The sequence below is a fragment of the Chloroflexota bacterium genome (genome assembly GCA_018648225.1).
GTDB lineage: Bacteria > Chloroflexota > Anaerolineae > Anaerolineales > UBA11858 > NIOZ-UU35.
On sequence record JABGRQ010000069.1, the window covers coordinates 1 to 19,873 of the forward strand.

Sequence of the window (19,873 nt, forward strand, 5' to 3'; positions counted from 1 at the left end):
GACACGAAGGCATGATGGAAGAAGCTCCTGCTGCTGAAGAACCGGCTATGGAAGAGGGCATGGCTGCCCCGACCTTTGATGGCACTTTCAAAGTTGCCATTGTAATGCCCAGCGCCATCACCGATCTGGCTTTCAGCCAGAGCATGTATGACGCCCTGCTCGCGGTTCAGGAATGGCTCGGCGGCGAAGCGGCAATGGAAATCGTCTACTCGGAAGGCATGTTCGTGGTGGATGACGCCGCGGCAGCGATCCGTGACTATGCTTCCGAAGGTTACAATCTGGTGATTGCCCACGGTTCGCAGTACGGGTCCTCCTTGCAGGAAATCGCCCCCGACTTCCCCGAAACCAGCTTTGCCTGGGGCACCACGGTGGACACCTTTGATCTGCCCAATATTTTCGCTTATGAAGCAGCTTCCCAGCAGGGTGGCTATGTCAACGGTGTGTTGGCAGCCAGCCTTTCTGAGAGCGGCGTGATCGGCGTAGTTGGGCCTATCGAAACTGGCGATGCCAAGCTATATGTGGATGGCTTCGTGGCTGGCGCTCAGGCTACCAATCCGGATGTGCAGGTCAACGTGAACTATATCGGCTCGTTCTCCGATGTGGCGCTGGCGGCTGAAGCAGCCAACACCCACATCGCAGCGGGTGCAGATGTACTCACCGGCACCGCCCAGATGGTTGTGGGCGCAATCGGTGTGGCTGAAGAATCCGGCGTGCTGTGGTTCGGCACCCAGGCCTCGCAGACTGCTCTGGCTCCCGGGATTGTGGTTGCCAATCAGGTATACCACTGGGAAGTTGTCCTCAAAGAAATGGTCTCCATGATTGCTGAAGGCACCTATGGTGGACAGGCTTTCGTGATTGACCTTGCTGGCGGCGGCGAAGTTCTGGAATACAACGCCGATTTCGTATTGGCTGATGATGTCAAAGCTTTGGCAGATGGCACTGTCCAAGGCATCATTGATGGCAGCATCGTCATTGATCTAGGCGAGTAGTTTTACAGTCTCAAGACCTGGCAAGTTTTCATCATGGAGACTTGCCAGGTCTTCTCATCGAAATATGTTATTAGAACTTACGCAAAACGATGAAAAATATACCGAAAACAGGGGTGTCTTTTACGAAAATGCGTAAGTCCTGTTATGAAGAAACCAGGAGCACATGAAAGAGATTTCTTGTATTCCTGGATTCATCATAAATTCTAAGAACAGATTTCCGAAGATGTGCAAAAGAACTTCAAGCGTGCAACGTCTTCGGAAATCTCCATGATGTCAATATAGTTCTGAGCGCAGGATGGTACCATGACTGAAACGAACAAACTCCCTTCTGGACACACTCGCATTGACCATATGGAAATGCGCGGCATAACCAAGCGCTTTCCGGGCGTACTTGCCAGCGATAATGTCGATTTCGATGTTCGTACTGGTGAAGTCCACGCCTTATTGGGAGAAAACGGCGCGGGAAAAAGCACGCTGATGAAAGTGCTTTATGGTATGTATCACCCGGATGAGGGCGAAATATGGCTCAACGGGAAGCGCGTAGATATTGCTTCGCCTACCGATGCCATCAACCTCGGCATTGGTATGATTCACCAGCATTTTATGTTAGTTGAAACTCTCACTGTCGCTGAAAATGTAGCGCTGGGAATGCCATCCTCACGTGGCCCACTCACCGACCTTGATAACGTCACCAAGCGTATTCTGGAGTTAGCCGATATTTATGGCCTGCAAGTGGACCCCCAGGCCTACATTTGGCAGCTTTCGGTGGGGCAGCAGCAGAAGGTTGAAATTATCAAAGCGCTTTATCGCGGCGCGGCTCTGCTCATCCTTGATGAACCCACCGCCGTGCTGACCCCTCAGGAAGTGGATGAATTCTTCGTCATCATGCGTCAGATGACCAAAGACGGCCACGGGCTGATCTTCATCTCGCATAAATTGCATGAAGTCATTGAGATTTGCCAGCGTGTCACCGTGCTGCGTGATGGCCGTATGGTCGGCACTCGCCAAATCTCCGAAACCACTAAAGAAGATTTGGCTAGCTGGATGGTTGGTCGTGAAATTGGCTTTGCCCCCGACCGCGGCCATGCTGAATTAGGTGAAATCCGCCTGGAATTGAAGAACGTATCTTGTAAAAGCGACCGCGGCACTCCAGGTCTGAGCGATGTTGATCTTGAAGTGCGCTCTGGCGAAATTCTGGGCATTGCGGGCGTCTCCGGCAATGGGCAGCGTGAACTTGCCGAAGTCATCACCGGGCTGCGCAAAACCACACAGGGCGAGGTTTATCTGGAAGGTGAAGATATTTCGTCGCTTCCTCCCGGTGATCGCACCGACCGGATGCTTTCCTATATCCCTGAAGAGCGGATGCGTGACGGCATGATTCAGGACTTTACCATTGCTGAAAATATGATCCTGCGCGAGCATCATAAACAGCCCTTCTCGCGTTTTGGTTTTCTCAACCTGCGCCAGATTTCTCACCATAGTGAGCGGCTGATTGAGCAATTCCGCGTAAAAACCCCCTCGCAAGAAACGATGGCAAAAAGCCTTTCGGGTGGCAATATCCAAAAAGTTGTCCTGGCGCGTGAAATCTCGCGCCAACCGCGTGCCATTGTCGCCGCACAGCCCACGCGCGGCCTCGATATCGGTGCTACCGAATACGTGCGCGAACAACTTCTCGCCCAGCGTCGCAGCGGCACCGCCGTTCTGCTCATCTCTGAAGACCTCGATGAAATCCTGACCCTCTCCGACCGCATCGCGGTTATCTTTGAAGGGCAAATTATGGGCATTGTGCCCGCCGAAACCGCCACCCCCGCACAGCTTGGTCTGCTGATGGCGGGCGTTACAGAAGAAGAAGGAGTACAAACTGCATGACCCATTTTACTGGTTATAAATGTTCAGTCTGTGGGGCCGAATACGGTCCCACAGAAGTTACGTATACCTGCCCGAAAGATGGGGGTAATCTGGATGTTATTCTGGATTATGAAGCCCTAAAGAAAAAACCGGTGGATGCTCTGGTCGTCAAGGCCGAGGCATCCCTGTGGCGTTACCTGCCCCTCTTGCCGGTGCCCGACCCTGGGGGATACGGTACTCCGCTCCGGGCGGCTGGCTGGACCCCGATGTTTTCACCACCCGCGTTGGCGAAAAAACTTGATCTGAAACATCTCTACATCAAAGACGAGAGCAGCAACCCCACAGCATCTTTCAAAGACCGCGCCAGCGCTGTGCTGATTGGCCGCGCCCGCGAAATCGGCGCTGAAGTCGTCGTGACCGCTTCTACAGGCAACGCGGGAGCCGCTCTAGCAGGCATGGCCGCCGCTGTAGGGCATCAATCAGTGATCTTTGCGCCGAAAACGGCCCCCGCGGCGAAGATTGCGCAACTTCAAATTTTTGGCGCCAAAGTGATTTTGGTAGACGATAATTACGACGCGGCTTTTAAATTATCACTGGAAGCCACCGCTGAATTTGGCTGGTACAACCGCAACACGGGCTATAATCCCTTCACTGCTGAAGGCAAGAAAACCGCCGCTTTTGAAATCTGGGAGCAGGTGCCAGTTGTCAATGAGCAGTTATCTGTTTTTGTCTCTGTGGGTGATGGCAACATCATTTCCGGGATTCACAAAGGGTTCAAAGACCTGCTAGAACTAGGCCTCATCGAGGGGATGCCGCGCATCTTTGGCGTGCAATCCACCGGCTCGGCAGCCATCGCTAACGCCTTCAACGCGGGCAATGAGGAAATCATTGCCGTCAGCGCCACTACGCGCGCCGACAGTATCTCCGTCAATATGCCCAGCGATGGTTTGCGCGCTTTGCGGGCTGCCACGCACACTAATGGGGCCTATATTCTGGTTGAAGATGAAGCCATCATTGCCGCGATCGGTGAACTTGGCCCGGTGGGTATCTTCGCTGAACCGGCTGGCGCAACTTCCTACGCAGGGCTGGTAAAAGCCGTACAGGATGGCCTGATTAACTCAGACGATCCCGTAGTCGTCGTCAATACCGGCAGCGGCCTGAAAGATGTCAACGCCGCGATGATGGCCGCAGGCGAGGCGCCGGTTATTAAGCCAACATTAGATGCCGTTAAAGCATTGATTTAGGCAATGGCTAATTGTGGGGTAAATCCTCAAACTGGGCACAAAAAAATTGTATAGAGGCTTGCGCGGATTCTGGTAGAATGGTGATCTGGAAATCCGCGCGAGCTTTCTTGCTCTTGGGGATTTGATCAGGAAAAGGAAACATGATGCAGCAGGAAAGATGGAGTAAAGAAGCGCGTTATGGCGCATTGGCTAGTCTGATACTTTTAGTGATCGGGGTGCTATGGTATTTTCGCGCGGTCATCAATCCGTTGATAATCGCGGCAATCATGGCGTATATCACTTACCCGATTGTGCGTTTTCTTTCCACACGTACACGCCTTTCACACGGGGCGGCAGTTGTGATTGTCTATATCCTGACCATACTTGTCATTGCTTCGGCACCGGCGATGATTACGCCGGTGATAGTGGGACAGGTGCGTTTATTTACGGTTAATTTCGAGAGCCTGGCAATCCACTATGCAGAATTACGCTCAACCCCGGTTCAGTTTATGGAGTGGGTTTTCTATCCGCAAGAATTTTTACCTGATGTGCCCCAGTTTTCTGCTGATATGCTCTCTCCCATTGCCGAGAGTGTCTTTGTCGTTGTTGGGGCGGTCACAAAGAATTTCATCTGGGTCATGGTGATGATGATTAGCTGGTTCTATTTCTTGCACGATGGTCACCGTTTTGGGGAAGGCATTGTCAATATTGCCCCCGATAATTTGCAGGAGGATATTCGAAAATTATTAGGCCAACTCCGTTTTGTCTGGGCCGATTATATGCGCAGCCAGCTAACTTTTATGTTGGCCGTTGGGGTGATGGATTCGGTTGTCTGGCTAATTGTGGGTTTGCCTGGAGCAGTCATGCTGGGATTTTTTACCGGCCTGACGAGTTTTGTACATGAAGTTGGCGCGATTGTATCGGGCGTTCTCTCGGTTGGGGTGGCCTTGCTCGAAGGTTCAGCCTACTTTTCTATGTCAAACTTCTGGTTTGCTATCCTGGTATTAGCTTTGTATCTGATTCTAACTGCGGTGAAAAATTTCTGGCTGCGCCCTGTGATTGTGGGGCGTACCGTTCACATTCATCCGGGGATTGTATTGGTGTCGATTTTGGGAGCTTTGGTGTTGCACGGCGCGCTGGCTGCGTTTTTAGTCGTTCCAGTATTGCTCTCTTTGTGGATTTTTGCCAAATACCTGCGCTGTCGTGTGCTGGGATTACCTCCTTTCCCGGTTGATGAAGAGTTTCCTATCTCCGAGTTGAGTTCATAAACGAAGTTGGTTATGAAATATTCTGTTATTGCGCCAATCTATAATGAAGTTGAAAATATCCTTGAGCTAACTCGCCGGGTACGCGTGGTGATGGAGCAAACCGGCGAAGCCTGGGAGTTATTGTTGGTTGATGATGGCTCCACAGATGGCTCTACTGAGCAGATTCAGCAACTAGCTGAAAAAGACCCGCGTGTGGTGCCCGTGATCTTCGCGCGCAATTTTGGGCACCAGATTGCTGTCACCGCGGGGCTGGATTATAGTCGCGGGGAAGCGGTGATTATTATTGATGCAGATTTGCAAGACCCGCCTGAAGTGATGCTAGATTTAATTGCCAAATGGCGTGAAGGTTATCAGGTGGTTTATGCGGTGCGTTCCAAACGCGAAGGGGAATCCTGGTTTAAGTTATTCACCGCGGCGGCATTCTATCGCATTATCCAGCGCATCACCGATGTGAATATTCCTATGGATGCAGGTGATTTTCGCCTGATGGACCGTTCTGTCGTGAATGTGTTGAATTCAATGCGCGAGCGGCATCGTTTCTTGCGCGGCATGTCGGTTTGGGTGGGGTTTAAACAGATTGGCGTTGAGTACGAACGCGCAGCCCGGTTATCTGGCGAAACCAAATATCCGCTTCGAAAAATGATCAAATTTGCCAGTGATGCGATTACTGGATTTTCCTATTTCCCATTACAGGTAGCCATGTATCTGGGCTTTGCATCTGCTGGGATCAGCATTTTGGCGATTCCGGTAGTGATTGCGCTGCGTCTGGCTGGTTCGCAAGCTTTCTTTGGACAGGCATCCGCACTGATTGCGGTGTTGTTCCTGGGCGGGGTGCAATTGATTTCATTGGGCGTTTTGGGGGAGTATATTGGCCGTTTATATGATGAAGCCAAAGGCCGCCCGTTGTATATTGTCACCGAAGCCCCGCATAGTGATAATTCAATTGTCAGACAAGTTTCCTAAATATACATTTTGCGTTATAATCTAGTTGTCTGACAATTTGATTCCACAAACGTATACCCTAATTCACCCCATATATCAGGAGACCCATGTACACCATTGACCTGACCGTTTATGAAGATCGCCTGGAACGCGCCGTAAAGCGTGCCAAAGAGCGCAATATCATTATTCCGACTTTTGCGCAGATGAAAAACCCCGCGCTGATCCCCGACAAATTCAAAGAAGAATTGGCTTCGATTGGTTTGTGGGATCTGCATCCCCGTAACCTGTTTCGCATTTCCTGGCATAATGAAGCTAAGGCCAGCGGCGGCGGATTCGGTGGTGTAAATTATCTGGAACTGCCCTCCAGCCTGACGGGTGTGGATGCCCGCATCGTTGTATTGGTAGGCAAGTGGTTCCCGACTGGCGCTCACAAGGTTGGCGCCGCCTTCGGGTGCCTCGTCCCACGCCTGGTTACAGGTCAGTTTGACCCCACCACCCAGAAGGCTGTTTGGCCCTCCACAGGCAACTATTGCCGCGGTGGGGCGTATGATTCGGCCCTCCTGGCCTGCGAATCGATTGCTATCCTCCCCGCCGAAATGAGCAAGGAACGCTTCGAGTGGCTGGCTTCGATCGCCGGTGAGACCATCAAAACCCCGGGCAGCGAATCAAACGTAAAAGAAATCTTCGACAAATGCTGGGAATTGCGCGCCACCGGCGAAGACCTGATGATTTTCAATCAGTTTGAAGAATTTGGTAATTATCTGTGGCACTACGAAGTTACCGGCCACGCCATGGAAGAAGTGCTCAAGCAGGTTATGGGCCCGAACGATAATTACCGCGGCATGGCCTCGGCAACCGGCTCTGCCGGGACAATTGCCAGCGGCGACTACATGAAACAGATTTTCCCCGACAGCAAAATTATTGCCAGTGAAGCCCTGCAATGCCCCACGCTGTTAGAGAACGGCTACGGCGCGCACCGCATTGAAGGCATCGGCGACAAACACGTGCCCTGGATTCACAATTCCAAAAATACTGATATGATCGTTGCGATTGACGACAACGCTGTGGTCAATATCTCGCGCTTGTTCAATGAGCCTGCGGGTAAGGCCTACCTGGCGCAGCAAGGGGTTCCCGAAGCCATTGTTGGGCAGCTTGATCTGTTGGGCTTCTCCGGCATCTCCAATGTACTTTCAGCGATCAAAGCTGCCAAGTATTATGAGATGGGTGAGAACGACATCATGCTCACAGTTTTGACCGACTCAATGGAACTATATCAGAGTCGCCTAACAGAAATGCACGAAGAGTATGGCGAATACAAAGAAACCGATGCTGCCGCTGACTTTGCTCGTTGGTTGCAAGGTGAGAGTACAGACAATCTGGAAGAACTGCGCTATACCGACCGCCGTCGCATCCATCAGCTCAAATATTTTACCTGGGTTGAGCAGCAGGCCCGCACCTATGAAGAAATTCAGGCGCAGTGGTATCAGCCCGATTACTGGACCAGCTTCCAGACTCAGATTGAAGAAATGGATGAATTGATCGTCGCTTTTAACGAGAAAGTCGGTTTATAATACTGGGGTATTTGGTAGACTGAAAATCCCCTTGGGGCTTATAGGTGACTGTCATGCACGAAGTGACAGTCACCTTGTCGCTTATTATCATAAGGCCAACCGTGAATTTCACCCTGCTTGATTTTTTAACCGAAAATGAACTGCGTGATATGGCGGGGCCAAACGTTTATCAGCGCGGTCATGCATATTTTCGCGCCAACCGAGTTTATGTTCAATCGGCAGACCTTCAGGAAGCCCAGTGCAGCGTTCGGGGCACACGGCTTTACAGGGTGGAATTGTGGGTGCAGAGTGATGAGTTAGATCTGGACTGCACCTGTCCACATGCTGAAAGCGGCTGGTTCTGCAAGCATATGGTGGCTGCTGGCCTGGCAGTTCATGCACATCTTGCGAAACTGGCTCCCAGCGCGTGGCGTTCGCGCTTTGATCGTATGTTGATTGAGCGCAAACCCGCGGCGAAAAAGGCTTCCAGCCCATACTGGATTTTTCTCAGTTTGCAGCCTGAAACCACGGGGTGGACGCTCGTTCCCTACCGCCTGTGGTTGGATCGCATTCCCGAAGGGGTGCTTCCCATCGGGGAGTTACCGCCTGAAAAAGACCTCCCCGAACTGGTCAAACACAATCAGTGGATGCTCAACGCCATTAAAGAGATTAGCAAGAACTTTAATCCCCAGGGTGCGCTGAATTATTCCGCAGACGCGGATGCTTTTATTCGCCTGATTCAAAAGCAAACGCGCCGGGCGAGTTCTTACTATTACTACGAATCATACGATTTCCCCATCGCCGAAGATTTATCCTTATTGCGACATATACCACTGCCGATCTTTTTTGGGAGTTCCAGCAACCCCATGCGGCGGGCAGTGCAACTCATTCCTGAAAGCACAGAAATGCATCTGCGCCTGGAAAAAGACGCCGAATATATATCGATGCAGGCTGCCTTAAAGCATGGGGAAACGGATATTTCAATTCGTGATGTCAATGTGGATATTGTCAGCGTGAAAGAACCGATCTGGGCGTTGGTAGATGATAAACTGATTGAAATCGAAGCGCCCTATTCGATCGATTTGTTGCATACATGGCTGCGCTCTCCCGAAGTCAAAATCACTGTCCATTACGAAGATGAGTTCCTTGAGAATTACTTTCCTGCATTGGCGGAACGCTTCCGTATCGAGAGCGACCTGATTTCGTGGGTAGATGCCGGTGGAGAACCGGCAAAGCGCCTGTATCTCACCGATGATGGTGGGGAATTCCAGGTGCAGTTATTCTTTGGCTACGAAGAGTATGAAGTGCCCTATCAATCGCAACTTCCGGAGCAAACCATTCGCCGTACGCCGGGAACGTGGGAGTTGGTGCGCGTCCATCAGCAGCCCATTCAGGAAGAAGAAATTTACAGTTCGATTTCCTCGGCGCATAACGGTCTCAAATATGGCCGCGGCGATTACGATGATCATGTCTTTTTGCTGCGGGCGCGTGTTGACCCGATTGATTTTCTCATGCGTCACATCCCACGGTTAGCCGACGCCGGTTTTGAGATTTACGGTGAAGAAAAGCTCAAAACGGCGCGTGTCAATCGTAATGCGCCCACGCTTTCACTTAACATCAGTTCGGGGATCGACTGGTTCGACATCGAGGCAGTCATCACCTTCGGGGACGTAGAAACCACCCTCAAGGAAGTCCGCCGCGCCCTGCGCAAAAAAGAAAAATACGTCAAGCTGGCTGATGGCACAATCGGCGAAATCCCAGACGAATGGATCGAGCGTTATAAACATCTCTTTGGCCTCGGGGAGCAAACCGATGACGGGATGCGCCTCTCGAATCATCACATCGCCCTGATTGACGATCTGCTCGACAAAGTGGATCAAAACCAGATCGATGAAGAATTTCGTACCCGCCGCAAACGCTTGTTGGAATTTGAGGGCATTGAAGCCCAGGCATTGCCCGCGGGCTTTACCGGCGAACTGCGCCCCTACCAGAAAGCTGGTTACGACTGGATGCATTTTTTGCATGAATATCAGTTTGGCGGTTGCCTGGCCGATGATATGGGTTTGGGAAAAACAATCGAGGCGTTGGCCTTCTTGCTGTCGCTGCGGATCAGCGGCCATGCTCAGTCTGCCGACCTGATCGTGTTGCCGCGCTCTCTGTTGGTCAATTGGCAGCGCGAGGCGGCGCGTTTTGCGCCCTCGTTGCGTTTCCACGAATATTACGGTGCGGAGCGCGAAGCCGGGGCCGCTGTTTTCGATCAGTACGATCTGGTGTTGACCACCTATGGCACGATGATGCGCGATATCGAGACTCTGCGTGAATATAAATTCCATTATGTTGTCTTGGATGAATCGCAGGCGATTAAAAATCCGCTGGCGAAAACATCGAAGGCGGCGCGTTTGTTGCGCAGTGACCATCGCTTGGTGTTGACCGGAACCCCGGTGGAAAATAATACCTTTGAATTATGGTCGCAATTTGCCTTTCTCAATCCTGGTTTGTTGGGCAGCCTCGAGTATTTCAAGCGCGAATTCAGTAACCCCATCGAAAACCGGGGTGATGAAACGGCAGCCCAAATGTTGAGGGCGCTGGTTTATCCCTTCATATTGCGGCGCACCAAAGCCCAGGTTGCACCCGAACTGCCGCCGCGCACGGAGCGAATTCTATATTGTGATATGGAACCCGCCCAGAAAAAACTATATGCCAAAACGCGCGACTATTATCGAGCCATGCTGCTGGGTATCATCGAAGAGCAGGGCATGAACGATGCCCGCATGAAAGTGCTGGAAGGCCTGTTGCGCTTGCGGCAAATTTCCAATCACCCGCGCCTCACCAAGGAAGATTTTCGCGGCGCCTCAGCGAAATTTGAATTGCTGGTGGAAACGCTGGAAACGCTGCGCGCTGAAGGGCATAAAGCGTTGATTTTTTCGCAATTCGTGCAAATGCTCAAACTTGTGCGCGAGGAACTGGATGCCCGCAAAACCCCCTATACATATCTGGATGGGCGCACGCGCAAACGCCAGGAATGCGTCGATACCTTCCAGAATGATCCTGAAATTCCCTTTTTCCTCATCTCGCTTAAGGCGGGCGGCGTTGGTCTCAACCTGACGGCTGCCGATTACGTCATTCATATTGATCCGTGGTGGAACCCCGCCGTTGAAATGCAGGCCAGTGACCGCACGCATCGCATTGGCCAGGATAAGCCGGTGTTTGTTTATAAATTAATCACGCGTGACACGGTAGAAGAGAAGATATTACAATTACAGGAAAAGAAGAAAAAGCTCGTTGAACAACTCATCACTACCGAGAGCAGTTTCTTCAAAGGCCTGACCGCCGATGATGTGGAAGTTCTTTTCAGTTGACGTCCGACGTCCCGATGTCTGATGTCATTGCGTTAGTCATCCAATGATAAAATCCACTGATTTAGTCCTTGTTGTTTACACCCCCTCGCCGCGCGACCTCGAAATTGCCCGCGTGCTGGGTTGGTATCGCATTCCGTTTGCCACCGCGCCCAAAGTAGTTGCCGTGGATTATCTCGCTTTTTACCAACCGGCTTCTTTTGGGGAACATAAATGGCAGATTGAGTATCTGGCCCCCGTGCTGGGACATGAATTGACGACCCGCGCCGAAATATTGCAGGACGAGCCAGACCATCCCCGGGCTGGGGAGGCGTACTTCAAGATTCAACTTGGCCCAATGGTGCCGCTGCCATACCCCATCCGCGCCAAAACCTGGAAGCGCCTGACCTTCCTCTACACCACTGGCGAATACCTTGCCAAAGCCGCAACGTTGGAAGACCTCAGCGTTCACTCCGATGAGCGCAAACTGCTTTGGCACGCCTTGCGCGAACGCGTTGAGAGTGACCACGGGTATGAAGTTCCTGAAGTCGATATCCCGCCGGAAGTGTTGGCGATGTTGTTGGGGATTCGAGGGGGCAAAGGAACCAAATGAACCAAAGGGAGCAAAAGGCCAAAGGTTATCGTAGGCTCATCGAGCGCAAAAAATATTACCTCAGTCCCTTTGTTCCCTCTGTTTCTTTTAATTTGAAAGGAACACCATGTCCAAAACTACTATTCTAAAAAACGGAACCATCATCACCGCCTCGGATACCTTTAAAGCAGATATTCTCATCGAGAATGAAAAAATCCTGGCGATTGGCAGCCAACTCAACGCCGCGGATGCCGAAATCATTGACGCCGCGGGAAAGTTGATACTACCCGGCGGCATCGATCCTCATGTCCATCTGGCGTTGGAAATGTTCGATACGATTTCATCCGATGACCATTACACGGGTCACAAGGCGGCGGCTTTTGGCGGCACCACCACGGTGATGGATTTTATCGTTCAGGAGCCGCAAGGTCTTGCGCATTCCGTTGAGCTTTGGCGACGCAAAGCCGAAATCGCGGCGATTGATTATGGCTTCCACATGAATATTACCCATTTTGACGAGAAAGTGGCCGCCGAAATTCCGGTCTTACTCGATGAAGGCATTACCACTCTCAAGGTTTTCACAGCCTACAATGGCCGCTTGCGCTTGCAGGATGACGAAATTTTCCAGGTGATGCGCATCGCCAAAGAACACGGCATGTTGACCATGCTCCACGCTGAGAATGGCGATGTGATTGACGTATTGGTTGCGGAGGCACTGGCGGCAGGGCATACCAGCCCTGAGTGGCACGCCTACACTCGCCCGGCCTGGGGAGCCGTGGAATCGGTGTTGCGCGCCTGCGCCCTGGCAGCTCAAGCCGATGCGCCACTCTACATTGTTCACATGAATACCGCCGGGGGCGTAGACCAAATTCAATACGCCCGCGCTCAGGGCGTTCCGGTGATGGGCGAAACCTGCCCGCAATATTTATTTTTCACCCAAGATGATTTGCGCCGCTCGGATGGTGCCAAGTGGATCTGCTCCCCCCCCATGCGCTCGCCCGCCGACAACAACCGCCTGTGGGAGGCTGTCTCGGATAGTACCATGCAGGTTATGGGCACCGATCATTGCCCATTCTATTACGATGGCACTAAATCGATTATGTACGAAGGCCAGAAAATCGCTATTCCCGGCAAAGAGTTAGGGGCGCGTGATTTTACGAAAATTCCCAATGGCCTTCCTGGTGTGCAAGATCGTATGCCCCTGTTATGGACCGAAGGTGTTGTCAAAGGGCGCATTACGCCCAATCAATTTGTCGCCATGACGAGCACCAACCCGGCCAAGATTTTTGGCCTGTACCCCCGCAAAGGCGCGCTCGTCCCCGGAGCCGATGCTGATATTGTAATCTGGGATCCGACACGCGTGGTTAACTACGGCGTTGGTATGTCTCATCATCGTACCGATTACAATCTCTACGAAGGTTGGCAGCTCACCGGCTACCCGGAAAAAGTCTTCTTGCGCGGCAATCTTATCGTTGATGGTGACGAGTGGTTGGGGCAGGCCGGTCAGGGACAATATCTGCATCGCAAGTCCCACGCCGAAGTTTTGTAACGCCAATGCCCTAAAATGTCGATAAGTGTTTAAAATCGATCACGAATGAGAACGAATTGGTTGAACTTTGTAGCGGGCAATAAGATGTTGAATTTAGAATTACATCACGCAACGGCGCTAAATTTTCTCTTCAAAAAATTTTTGCGCCTTCACGGCTTTGCGGGAAAACTGTTCAAAGTGATGTTGCCCATTACAAAATTTGTCGAATTTCACGAAGTTTTAACAATTTTCGAGTAAAATCATTTCTACCATCCTTTTGATAATCACAAGGAGTTTGACGCATGACTGACCAGAAACAGCTCCATTTTACGCCCGATCCCGATGCGGGCTATACGGTTGCCCGCCGTGAAGACGGTGGCATGAATTTGACCTTTACCCATATCAACGAGCATACCCTGGAACACTGGCGCGATTTTTCGGCCGAACATCTGCTGGGCTCCGACCGCCTGACGCGCAATCTTTACGATCTGCGTCGGGTTGAACGTATCTCTGAACGAGCACTCAAATATGCCGTTGAACTTAACAGCGATCCGTCCACGCGCAATATTCGTCTGGCGGTTGTCGTTGCCGATGATATGGTGCGTGTGGCCGTGCAAAAAATTGCTGACCTCACCCCAGGTGGCGGCGCGCGCATGGCCATTTTTACCGATTTGGGTGAAGCAGAAGCCTGGCTTGCCCGTCCGATGGAATCAATGATTTAATCGATGCTCACTGCGTTAGTTCTCGACCAGCATACTTTCAGTTGGGGTGCCCGCACATATGTGATGGGCATCCTTAACGTTACGCCCGATAGTTTCTCCGGGGATGGTTTGATGTCTCCCTCGCCCTCCCCCCAGCCCCCTCCCTCTCCCAAGTTTGGGAGAGGGAGGGGGAGCGAGGCGGGGGTGGGTGAGGGCATCACCTCCGCTCTTGAGCAAGCCCGCCATTTCATTGCTGCCGGTGCTGATATTTTGGATGTGGGCGGCGAAAGTACGCGCCCTGGTGCAGAGCCAGTGGATGCCGCCGAAGAGTTGGCGCGCGTCATCCCGGTGATCCACGCCCTGACGGCTGAATTTCCCGACACGCTGATTTCGATTGATACCTACAAGGCGACCGTGGCCGAAGCGGCGTTGGAAGCCGGAGCGCATATTGTCAACGATGTGTGGGGGCTGCGCGCCGACCCGGAGTTGGCTGCCGTGGTCAAGCGTTTCAACGTCCCGGTGATCCTCATGCACAACCGCAGCAACCCCAAAACTGCCGAAATCCGCGATCGTTTGGGGGGGCGCTATGTGGGTGTGGAATATGCTGATCTGCTGGAAGATGTGAAACGCGAATTACTCGAAAGTGTGGCGATTGCCAGAGCCGCTGGAATCCGGGATGAGAAAATTATCCTTGATCCGGGGATTGGTTTTGGCAAGACAATCGAACAAAATCTTGAATTGTTGAACCGGCTGGGGGAAATCCGCGCTCTGGGGTATCCGATTCTGCTCGGGCCTTCGCGCAAGTCATTTATCGGATACACCCTCGACCTCCCACCCGATCAGCGTGTGGAGGGGACTGCCGCCACTATTTCGGTAGGCATCACCCGCGGGGCAGATATTATCCGTGTGCATGATGTCCTCGAAATGGCACGCGTTGCTCACATGACTGATGCCATCATTCGCCCACCGCGCTGAACTCATTCTTCGTTTTCCAATTTAGACTTTACTGTAAACAGCGCCAGAAGGAAGGTTCCGGCGGGCATCTCGCTTAATAGCTTTGTGAAGTAGAGTCAATTTAGTAAATTTTAATTTTTTACCTGTAATAGGAGTATTAAATGTCTCAAAATATCTTCAACGCCCGAGATGTGCTGCGAACTGCGCATGGCGAATACCTGATTTATCGGTTAGATCAACTTGAAAAAGATGGGCTGACGAAACTCAGCCGCCTGCCTTTCTCGATCCGCGTGATGCTGGAATCGGTGCTGCGCCAATGTGATGAGAAAAGTATTACCCGGCAAGATGTGATCAACCTGGCGGGTTGGAAGCCGCAAGCCGCGCAACGACCGGTGTTGCCTTTTCGACCGGGGCGCGTGGTAATGCAAGATTTTACCGGTGTACCCGCGGTAGTCGATCTGGCAGCCATGCGCTCGGCGATGGCGCGCCTGGGCGGCGATCCCCGAAAAATTAACCCGCATGTCAATGTGGATTTGGTGATTGACCACTCGGTGCAGGTCGATTTTTTCGCTAGCTCCGATGCGCTCAAACGTAATGCCGAGTTGGAATTCCAGCGCAATCGCGAACGTTATGAATTTTTGCGCTGGGGCCAGAAAGCTTTCGATAATTTCCGCGTGGTGCCGCCTGCTACGGGTATTATCCATCAGGTTAATCTCGAATACCTGGCTGATGTAGTGTTGGTTAAAGAAGTGAATGGCGAGCGGGTGGCCTTCCCCGATAGCCTGGTTGGCACCGACTCGCACACCACGATGATTAACGGTCTGGGCGTAGTTGGCTGGGGTGTGGGTGGCATTGAAGCCGAGGCCGCCATGCTCGGCCAGCAGATTGACATGCTGACTCCGGATGTGGTTGGCTTCAAACTGTATGGCGATTTGCCGGATGGCGTCACAGCGACCGATTTGGTATTGCTTGTCGTGCAGATGCTGCGTGAAAAGGGCGTGGTCGGCAAGTTTGTGGAGTTTTACGGCCCCGGCCTGGATGTGCTCTCCCTGCCCGATCGGGCGACCATAGCTAACATGGCCCCCGAATATGGCGCCACGATGGGCTTCTTCCCCGTTGACGATGAAACCCTGCGCTACATGCGCCTGACCGGGCGCTCGGAAGAAGTTGTGGAGCGTGTGGAGAAATATCTCAAAGTGCAGCAACTTTTCCGCACCGCCGATAGCCCGGAGTCTGAGTATACCGATACGCTGGCGCTTGATCTGGGTGAAGTTACCCCCAACATGGCCGGGCCGACGCTGCCGCATCACCGTGTGGCGCTTAAAGATATGCAGGTGTCTTTCCAGGCGGCGCTGCGCAAGCCGGTTAGTGAGCGCGGTTTCGCCCTCGGTGATGAAACTGTGAAAACGAAGGTCAGCATTGGCACGAACGGTTCCAGCGCTGAAATGTCGCATGGCTCGGTGGTTATTGCCGCAATTACATCCTGCACCAACACCTCCAACCCCTCCGTGATGATTGGCGCCGGGTTACTGGCGAAGAAGGCTGTCGAGCGCGGTTTGCAGGCCCAACCCTTTGTCAAGACCAGTTTGGCGCCTGGCTCGCGCGTGGTTACAGAATACCTGCGCCAGGCGGATTTACTCGATCCGTTGGCGAAACTGGGATTTAATACGGTTGGCTATGGCTGTACGACCTGTATTGGGAATTCAGGCCCGCTGCCCAGTGAGGTGGTGCGCGGTATCAGTGAGGGTGATCTGGTCGCCGCGGCGGTTCTCTCTGGCAACCGCAACTTTGAGGGTCGTATCAGCCCGCACGTGCGCGCCAACTATCTGGCTTCACCACCCCTGGTGGTGGCCTATGCCCTGGCCGGTACGGTGGATATTGACCTCGATACTCAGCCGCTGGGCACGGATAAAAATGGTCAACCTGTATACCTGAGCGATATCTGGCCCAGCACACAGGAGATTTTGGATACCATCGCCGAGAATGTGCGCCCGGAAATGTTCAAGAGCCAGTATGCTAATGTCTTCGCCGGGAATGAAATTTGGAACAAGGTTGCCAGCAGCGAGGGCGATGTGTACGCCTGGGACGTAGATTCCACCTATATTCAGGAGCCGCCCTTCTTTGCAGAACTCACCGCTGATGTCCCGGATATCACCCCCATCGCTGGTGCGCGCGTCCTGGCCCTTTTGGGCGATTCGATCACCACCGATCATATTTCTCCAGCGGGCGCGATTCCTCCGGATGGTCCGGCAGGTAAATATTTGATTGGGCATGATGTTAAGCCCCGCGATTTTAATTCCTTTGGATCGCGCCGCGGCAACGACCGCGTAATGACGCGCGGCACCTTTGCCAATATCCGCATGAAGAATAAACTTGCCCCCGGAACCGAGGGGGGCTATACGGTCTATTTAGGACAACAACCGACCGACGACCGGCGGCAGTCAGCGGTGAGTATTTTTGATGCGGCCAATAGCTACAAAGAACACAATATCCCCCTGATCGTTCTGGCGGGAAAAATGTACGGAACCGGCTCCAGCCGCGATTGGGCCGCCAAAGGCACGTTGCTACTGGGCGTGAAAGCTGTGATTGCCGAATCCTATGAACGCATTCATCGCTCCAATCTGGTCGGAATGGGTGTGCTGCCGTTGCAATTCAAGCAAGGGCAAACCACTGAGAGCCTCGGGCTGGATGGGCACGAATCCTTCGACATCCTCGGCCTGAGCAACGATCTCGCGCCGCAAAGCGAAGTGCTTGTCAGGGCTGTCAAAGCCTACGGCAAAAGCACTGAATTCAAGGTCGAAGTGCGCCTGGATACAGCCATTGAGGTTGAATACTATCGCAACGGCGGCATCCTGCACACCGTGCTGAGGAATATGCTCACCGAATAGATTAGCAGCATGAATTACAAAGGCACAATACTCTGAAGGGCATAAAGACACGAAAAAAAATCGAAATTTCGTGTCTTTATATTTTTTTGGATGACATCATTTTCTTACATCAAATTAACATTCGCGCGGTAAAAATAGGAGTGGATAACACAAATGGAGGAACCTATGACAGATACCAACCAACCCATTGCCTTCAAGGCTGAAATTAAACAACTGCTCAATATTTTGATTCACTCGCTTTACACGGAGCGTGATATCTTTTTGCGCGAGCTAGTCTCCAATGCCTCCGATGCCCTCACGCAGATGGATTTTGCCATGCTCACCGATCGCGATGTACTTGACCCCGAAGCGGAACTTGCCATCCGCGTCAGTGTGGATGAAGATGCCAAAACCATCACCATCCGCGACAGCGGCGTCGGCATGACGCGCGACGAACTTGCCACCAATCTGGGTACGATTGCTCAATCTGGGGCGCGGGCTTTTCTGGATGCTGCCAAAGATAATAGTGACCAAAAACTGGCCGATGTGATTGGGCAGTTTGGGGTGGGCTTTTACTCTGTATTTATGGTCGCCGAATGGGTGCGCGTGACCTCCCGTTCGCATCAGAAAGACGCCCAGGCCGCGGCATGGTACGCTACCGGCGGCGACACCTTCACCATCGAAGATGCCGAACAAGAAACCCGCGGTACGACTATTGAAATCAAGTTAAAATCCGACGCCGAAGAATATGCCAGCGAGAGTCGTCTGCGCCAGATTATAAAGAAACACTCCGACTATGTGCGCTTTCCCATTTACGTGGGTGATGATGAAGAACAAACCAATCGCCAAACCGCCCTCTGGCGACAATCGCCGCGTGAAGTTGAAGATAGCGAATACAACGAATTCTACAAGCACCTCACCCTCGAGTTTGAAGACCCCATCACCCGTATCCACTTCGTTGCTGATGCCCCTCTGCGCATTTTTGCCTTGCTCTACATCCCCGCCAAAGCCGAACGCGGCGTTTTTTCCCTGCGCAAAGAAGACGGTCTTAAACTCTACACTCGAAAAGTGCTGATTCAGGAATACACCACCGATCTGTTGCCGCCACACTTCCGTTTTATGCACGGCGTGGTCGATGCCGAAGACCTGCCGCTGAATGTCTCGCGCGAATCCGTGCAGGCCACCGCCCTCATGGCGCGCATCAAGAAAATCCTTACCAAGCAGGTCGTCAAGCAATTGGAAACCCTCGCCAAAGATCAGGCTGAAACCTACGCCAACTTCTGGCAGAATTTTGGCTTGTTCATCAAAGAAGGCATTGCCTCCGACCAGGCCGATCGCGAGAGTCTCTACCCGCTGGTGCGCTTCCACACCACGCAACACAGCGAGAGTTGGGTTTCGCTGGCCGAATATGTTGAGCGCATGAAAGACGGCCAGGAAAAAATCTACTATATTCTTGGCGATGATGACCGCTCGGTCGCGCGCAGCCCGCACCTGGATTATTTCCGCAAGCACGGCTACGAGGTGATTACCCTCACTGATCCGATGGACTCGTTCATGTTATTGGGATTGCGCCAATTTGGGGACTATCAACTTCAAAATGTGGCTGCGCCCGATCTGGAACTCCCGGCTGTTGAGGCGGAACCCGAAGCTGAATCTGCTTCCGATGTGTTGCCAACCGACGATATTGCCGGGATCATCGAGCGCTTCAAGGCCCAGTTAGGCGAGCGCATCACCGATGCCCGCGCCACCGACCGCCTGACCGACTCCGTCGCCCGCTTGGTAGACCCCGAAGGCGCTATGGATCAGGAAATGCAGCGCGTTTATCGCCTGATGGATCGGGATTACGAAGTCCCCAAGAAAGTCCTCGAACTCAATCCGCGCCACCCTATCCTGGCGCAGTTGAGCGGGTTGCCTGTCGAGGCACCTCTGGCCGAAACAGTTATCGAGCAAATCTACGAGAGCGCCCTGCTCATCGAGGGCCTGCACCCCGATCCGGCCTCAATGCTGCCGCGCATCCAGGCATTGATGGAAGCGGCCTTGCGCTAAATCAAAAAAGCCGGACTTCGTGCGAAGTCC

The 19,873-nt window shown here is 52.6% G+C and carries 13 protein-coding genes; all 13 read left to right on the forward strand.

Going from position 1 to position 19,873, the window contains the following annotated elements:
* Nucleotides 1–11 precede the first annotated feature (11 nt).
* The 13 genes from HN413_05095 to htpG all read left to right on the forward strand — a co-directional run bounded on the left by HN413_05095 (nucleotide 12) and on the right by htpG (nucleotide 19,843).
* Entirely contained in the window at nucleotides 12–989 is a 978-nt protein-coding gene (locus HN413_05095) for a BMP family protein (GenBank protein ID MBT3389768.1), read from the forward strand.
* Nucleotides 990–1,340: 351 nt separating this feature from the next.
* Nucleotides 1,341–2,858 carry an ABC transporter ATP-binding protein gene (locus tag HN413_05100; GenBank protein ID MBT3389769.1) on the forward strand — a complete coding sequence of 506 codons (1,518 nt, stop codon included), beginning with the start codon at nucleotides 1,341–1,343 and terminating at the stop codon, nucleotides 2,856–2,858.
* The gene (gene thrC / locus HN413_05105) at nucleotides 2,855–4,081 is read left to right on the forward strand and encodes a threonine synthase (protein MBT3389770.1); all 1,227 of its coding nucleotides are present in this window, start codon (nucleotides 2,855–2,857) and stop codon (nucleotides 4,079–4,081) included. Before HN413_05100 ends, thrC begins: the two co-directional genes overlap by 4 nt.
* Nucleotides 4,082–4,221: 140 nt before the next feature.
* A complete protein-coding gene (locus HN413_05110; protein ID MBT3389771.1) occupies nucleotides 4,222–5,328 on the forward strand; it encodes an AI-2E family transporter in 1,107 nt (368 codons plus the stop codon).
* 12 nt (nucleotides 5,329–5,340) lie between these two features.
* On the forward strand, nucleotides 5,341–6,291 hold the full coding sequence (locus HN413_05115) for a glycosyltransferase family 2 protein (GenBank protein MBT3389772.1): 951 nt from the start codon (nucleotides 5,341–5,343) through the stop codon (nucleotides 6,289–6,291).
* A gap of 86 nt (nucleotides 6,292–6,377) precedes the next feature.
* A complete protein-coding gene (locus tag HN413_05120) occupies nucleotides 6,378–7,841 on the forward strand; it encodes a pyridoxal-phosphate dependent enzyme (protein ID MBT3389773.1) in 1,464 nt (487 codons plus the stop codon).
* 53 nt (nucleotides 7,842–7,894) lie between these two features.
* Complete coding sequence (locus HN413_05125) at nucleotides 7,895–11,179, forward strand: DEAD/DEAH box helicase family protein (GenBank protein MBT3389774.1); 3,285 nt, start codon at nucleotides 7,895–7,897, stop codon at nucleotides 11,177–11,179.
* A 43-nt stretch (nucleotides 11,180–11,222) separates the two neighbouring features.
* Nucleotides 11,223–11,768, forward strand: a complete 546-nt coding sequence (locus HN413_05130; protein ID MBT3389775.1) for a hypothetical protein — start codon at nucleotides 11,223–11,225, stop codon at nucleotides 11,766–11,768.
* A 106-nt stretch (nucleotides 11,769–11,874) separates the two neighbouring features.
* The gene (gene hydA / locus HN413_05135; GenBank protein ID MBT3389776.1) at nucleotides 11,875–13,296 is read left to right on the forward strand and encodes a dihydropyrimidinase; all 1,422 of its coding nucleotides are present in this window, start codon (nucleotides 11,875–11,877) and stop codon (nucleotides 13,294–13,296) included.
* A gap of 281 nt (nucleotides 13,297–13,577) precedes the next feature.
* Nucleotides 13,578–13,997, forward strand: coding sequence for an STAS/SEC14 domain-containing protein (locus HN413_05140; protein ID MBT3389777.1), 420 nt, complete (start codon nucleotides 13,578–13,580; stop codon nucleotides 13,995–13,997).
* Nucleotides 13,998–14,000: 3 nt separating this feature from the next.
* Entirely contained in the window at nucleotides 14,001–14,951 is a 951-nt protein-coding gene (gene folP / locus HN413_05145; protein MBT3389778.1) for a dihydropteroate synthase, read from the forward strand.
* 140 nt (nucleotides 14,952–15,091) lie between these two features.
* Nucleotides 15,092–17,818 carry an aconitate hydratase AcnA gene (gene acnA, locus HN413_05150; GenBank protein ID MBT3389779.1) on the forward strand — a complete coding sequence of 909 codons (2,727 nt, stop codon included), beginning with the start codon at nucleotides 15,092–15,094 and terminating at the stop codon, nucleotides 17,816–17,818.
* Between the two features lie 153 nt (nucleotides 17,819–17,971).
* Nucleotides 17,972–19,843, forward strand: a complete 1,872-nt coding sequence (gene htpG / locus HN413_05155) for a molecular chaperone HtpG (protein MBT3389780.1) — start codon at nucleotides 17,972–17,974, stop codon at nucleotides 19,841–19,843.
* Nucleotides 19,844–19,873: the final 30 nt, after the last annotated feature.

Bases quoted from the DNA above. Each gene is read 5' to 3' on its own strand.
- htpG (MBT3389780.1), top strand. From the start codon at position 17,972: ATGGAGGAACCTATGACAGATACCAACCAACCCATTGCCTTCAAGGCT.
- HN413_05110 (MBT3389771.1), top strand. From the start codon at position 4,222: ATGATGCAGCAGGAAAGATGGAGTAAAGAAGCGCGTTATGGCGCATTG.
- acnA (MBT3389779.1), top strand. From the start codon at position 15,092: ATGTCTCAAAATATCTTCAACGCCCGAGATGTGCTGCGAACTGCGCAT.
- HN413_05115 (MBT3389772.1), top strand. From the start codon at position 5,341: ATGAAATATTCTGTTATTGCGCCAATCTATAATGAAGTTGAAAATATC.
- folP (MBT3389778.1), top strand. From the start codon at position 14,001: ATGCTCACTGCGTTAGTTCTCGACCAGCATACTTTCAGTTGGGGTGCC.
- HN413_05095 (MBT3389768.1), top strand. From the start codon at position 12: ATGATGGAAGAAGCTCCTGCTGCTGAAGAACCGGCTATGGAAGAGGGC.
- thrC (MBT3389770.1), top strand. From the start codon at position 2,855: ATGACCCATTTTACTGGTTATAAATGTTCAGTCTGTGGGGCCGAATAC.
- HN413_05125 (MBT3389774.1), top strand. From the start codon at position 7,895: ATGCACGAAGTGACAGTCACCTTGTCGCTTATTATCATAAGGCCAACC.
- HN413_05120 (MBT3389773.1), top strand. From the start codon at position 6,378: ATGTACACCATTGACCTGACCGTTTATGAAGATCGCCTGGAACGCGCC.
- HN413_05130 (MBT3389775.1), top strand. From the start codon at position 11,223: ATGATAAAATCCACTGATTTAGTCCTTGTTGTTTACACCCCCTCGCCG.
- HN413_05140 (MBT3389777.1), top strand. From the start codon at position 13,578: ATGACTGACCAGAAACAGCTCCATTTTACGCCCGATCCCGATGCGGGC.
- HN413_05100 (MBT3389769.1), top strand. From the start codon at position 1,341: ATGGAAATGCGCGGCATAACCAAGCGCTTTCCGGGCGTACTTGCCAGC.
- hydA (MBT3389776.1), top strand. From the start codon at position 11,875: ATGTCCAAAACTACTATTCTAAAAAACGGAACCATCATCACCGCCTCG.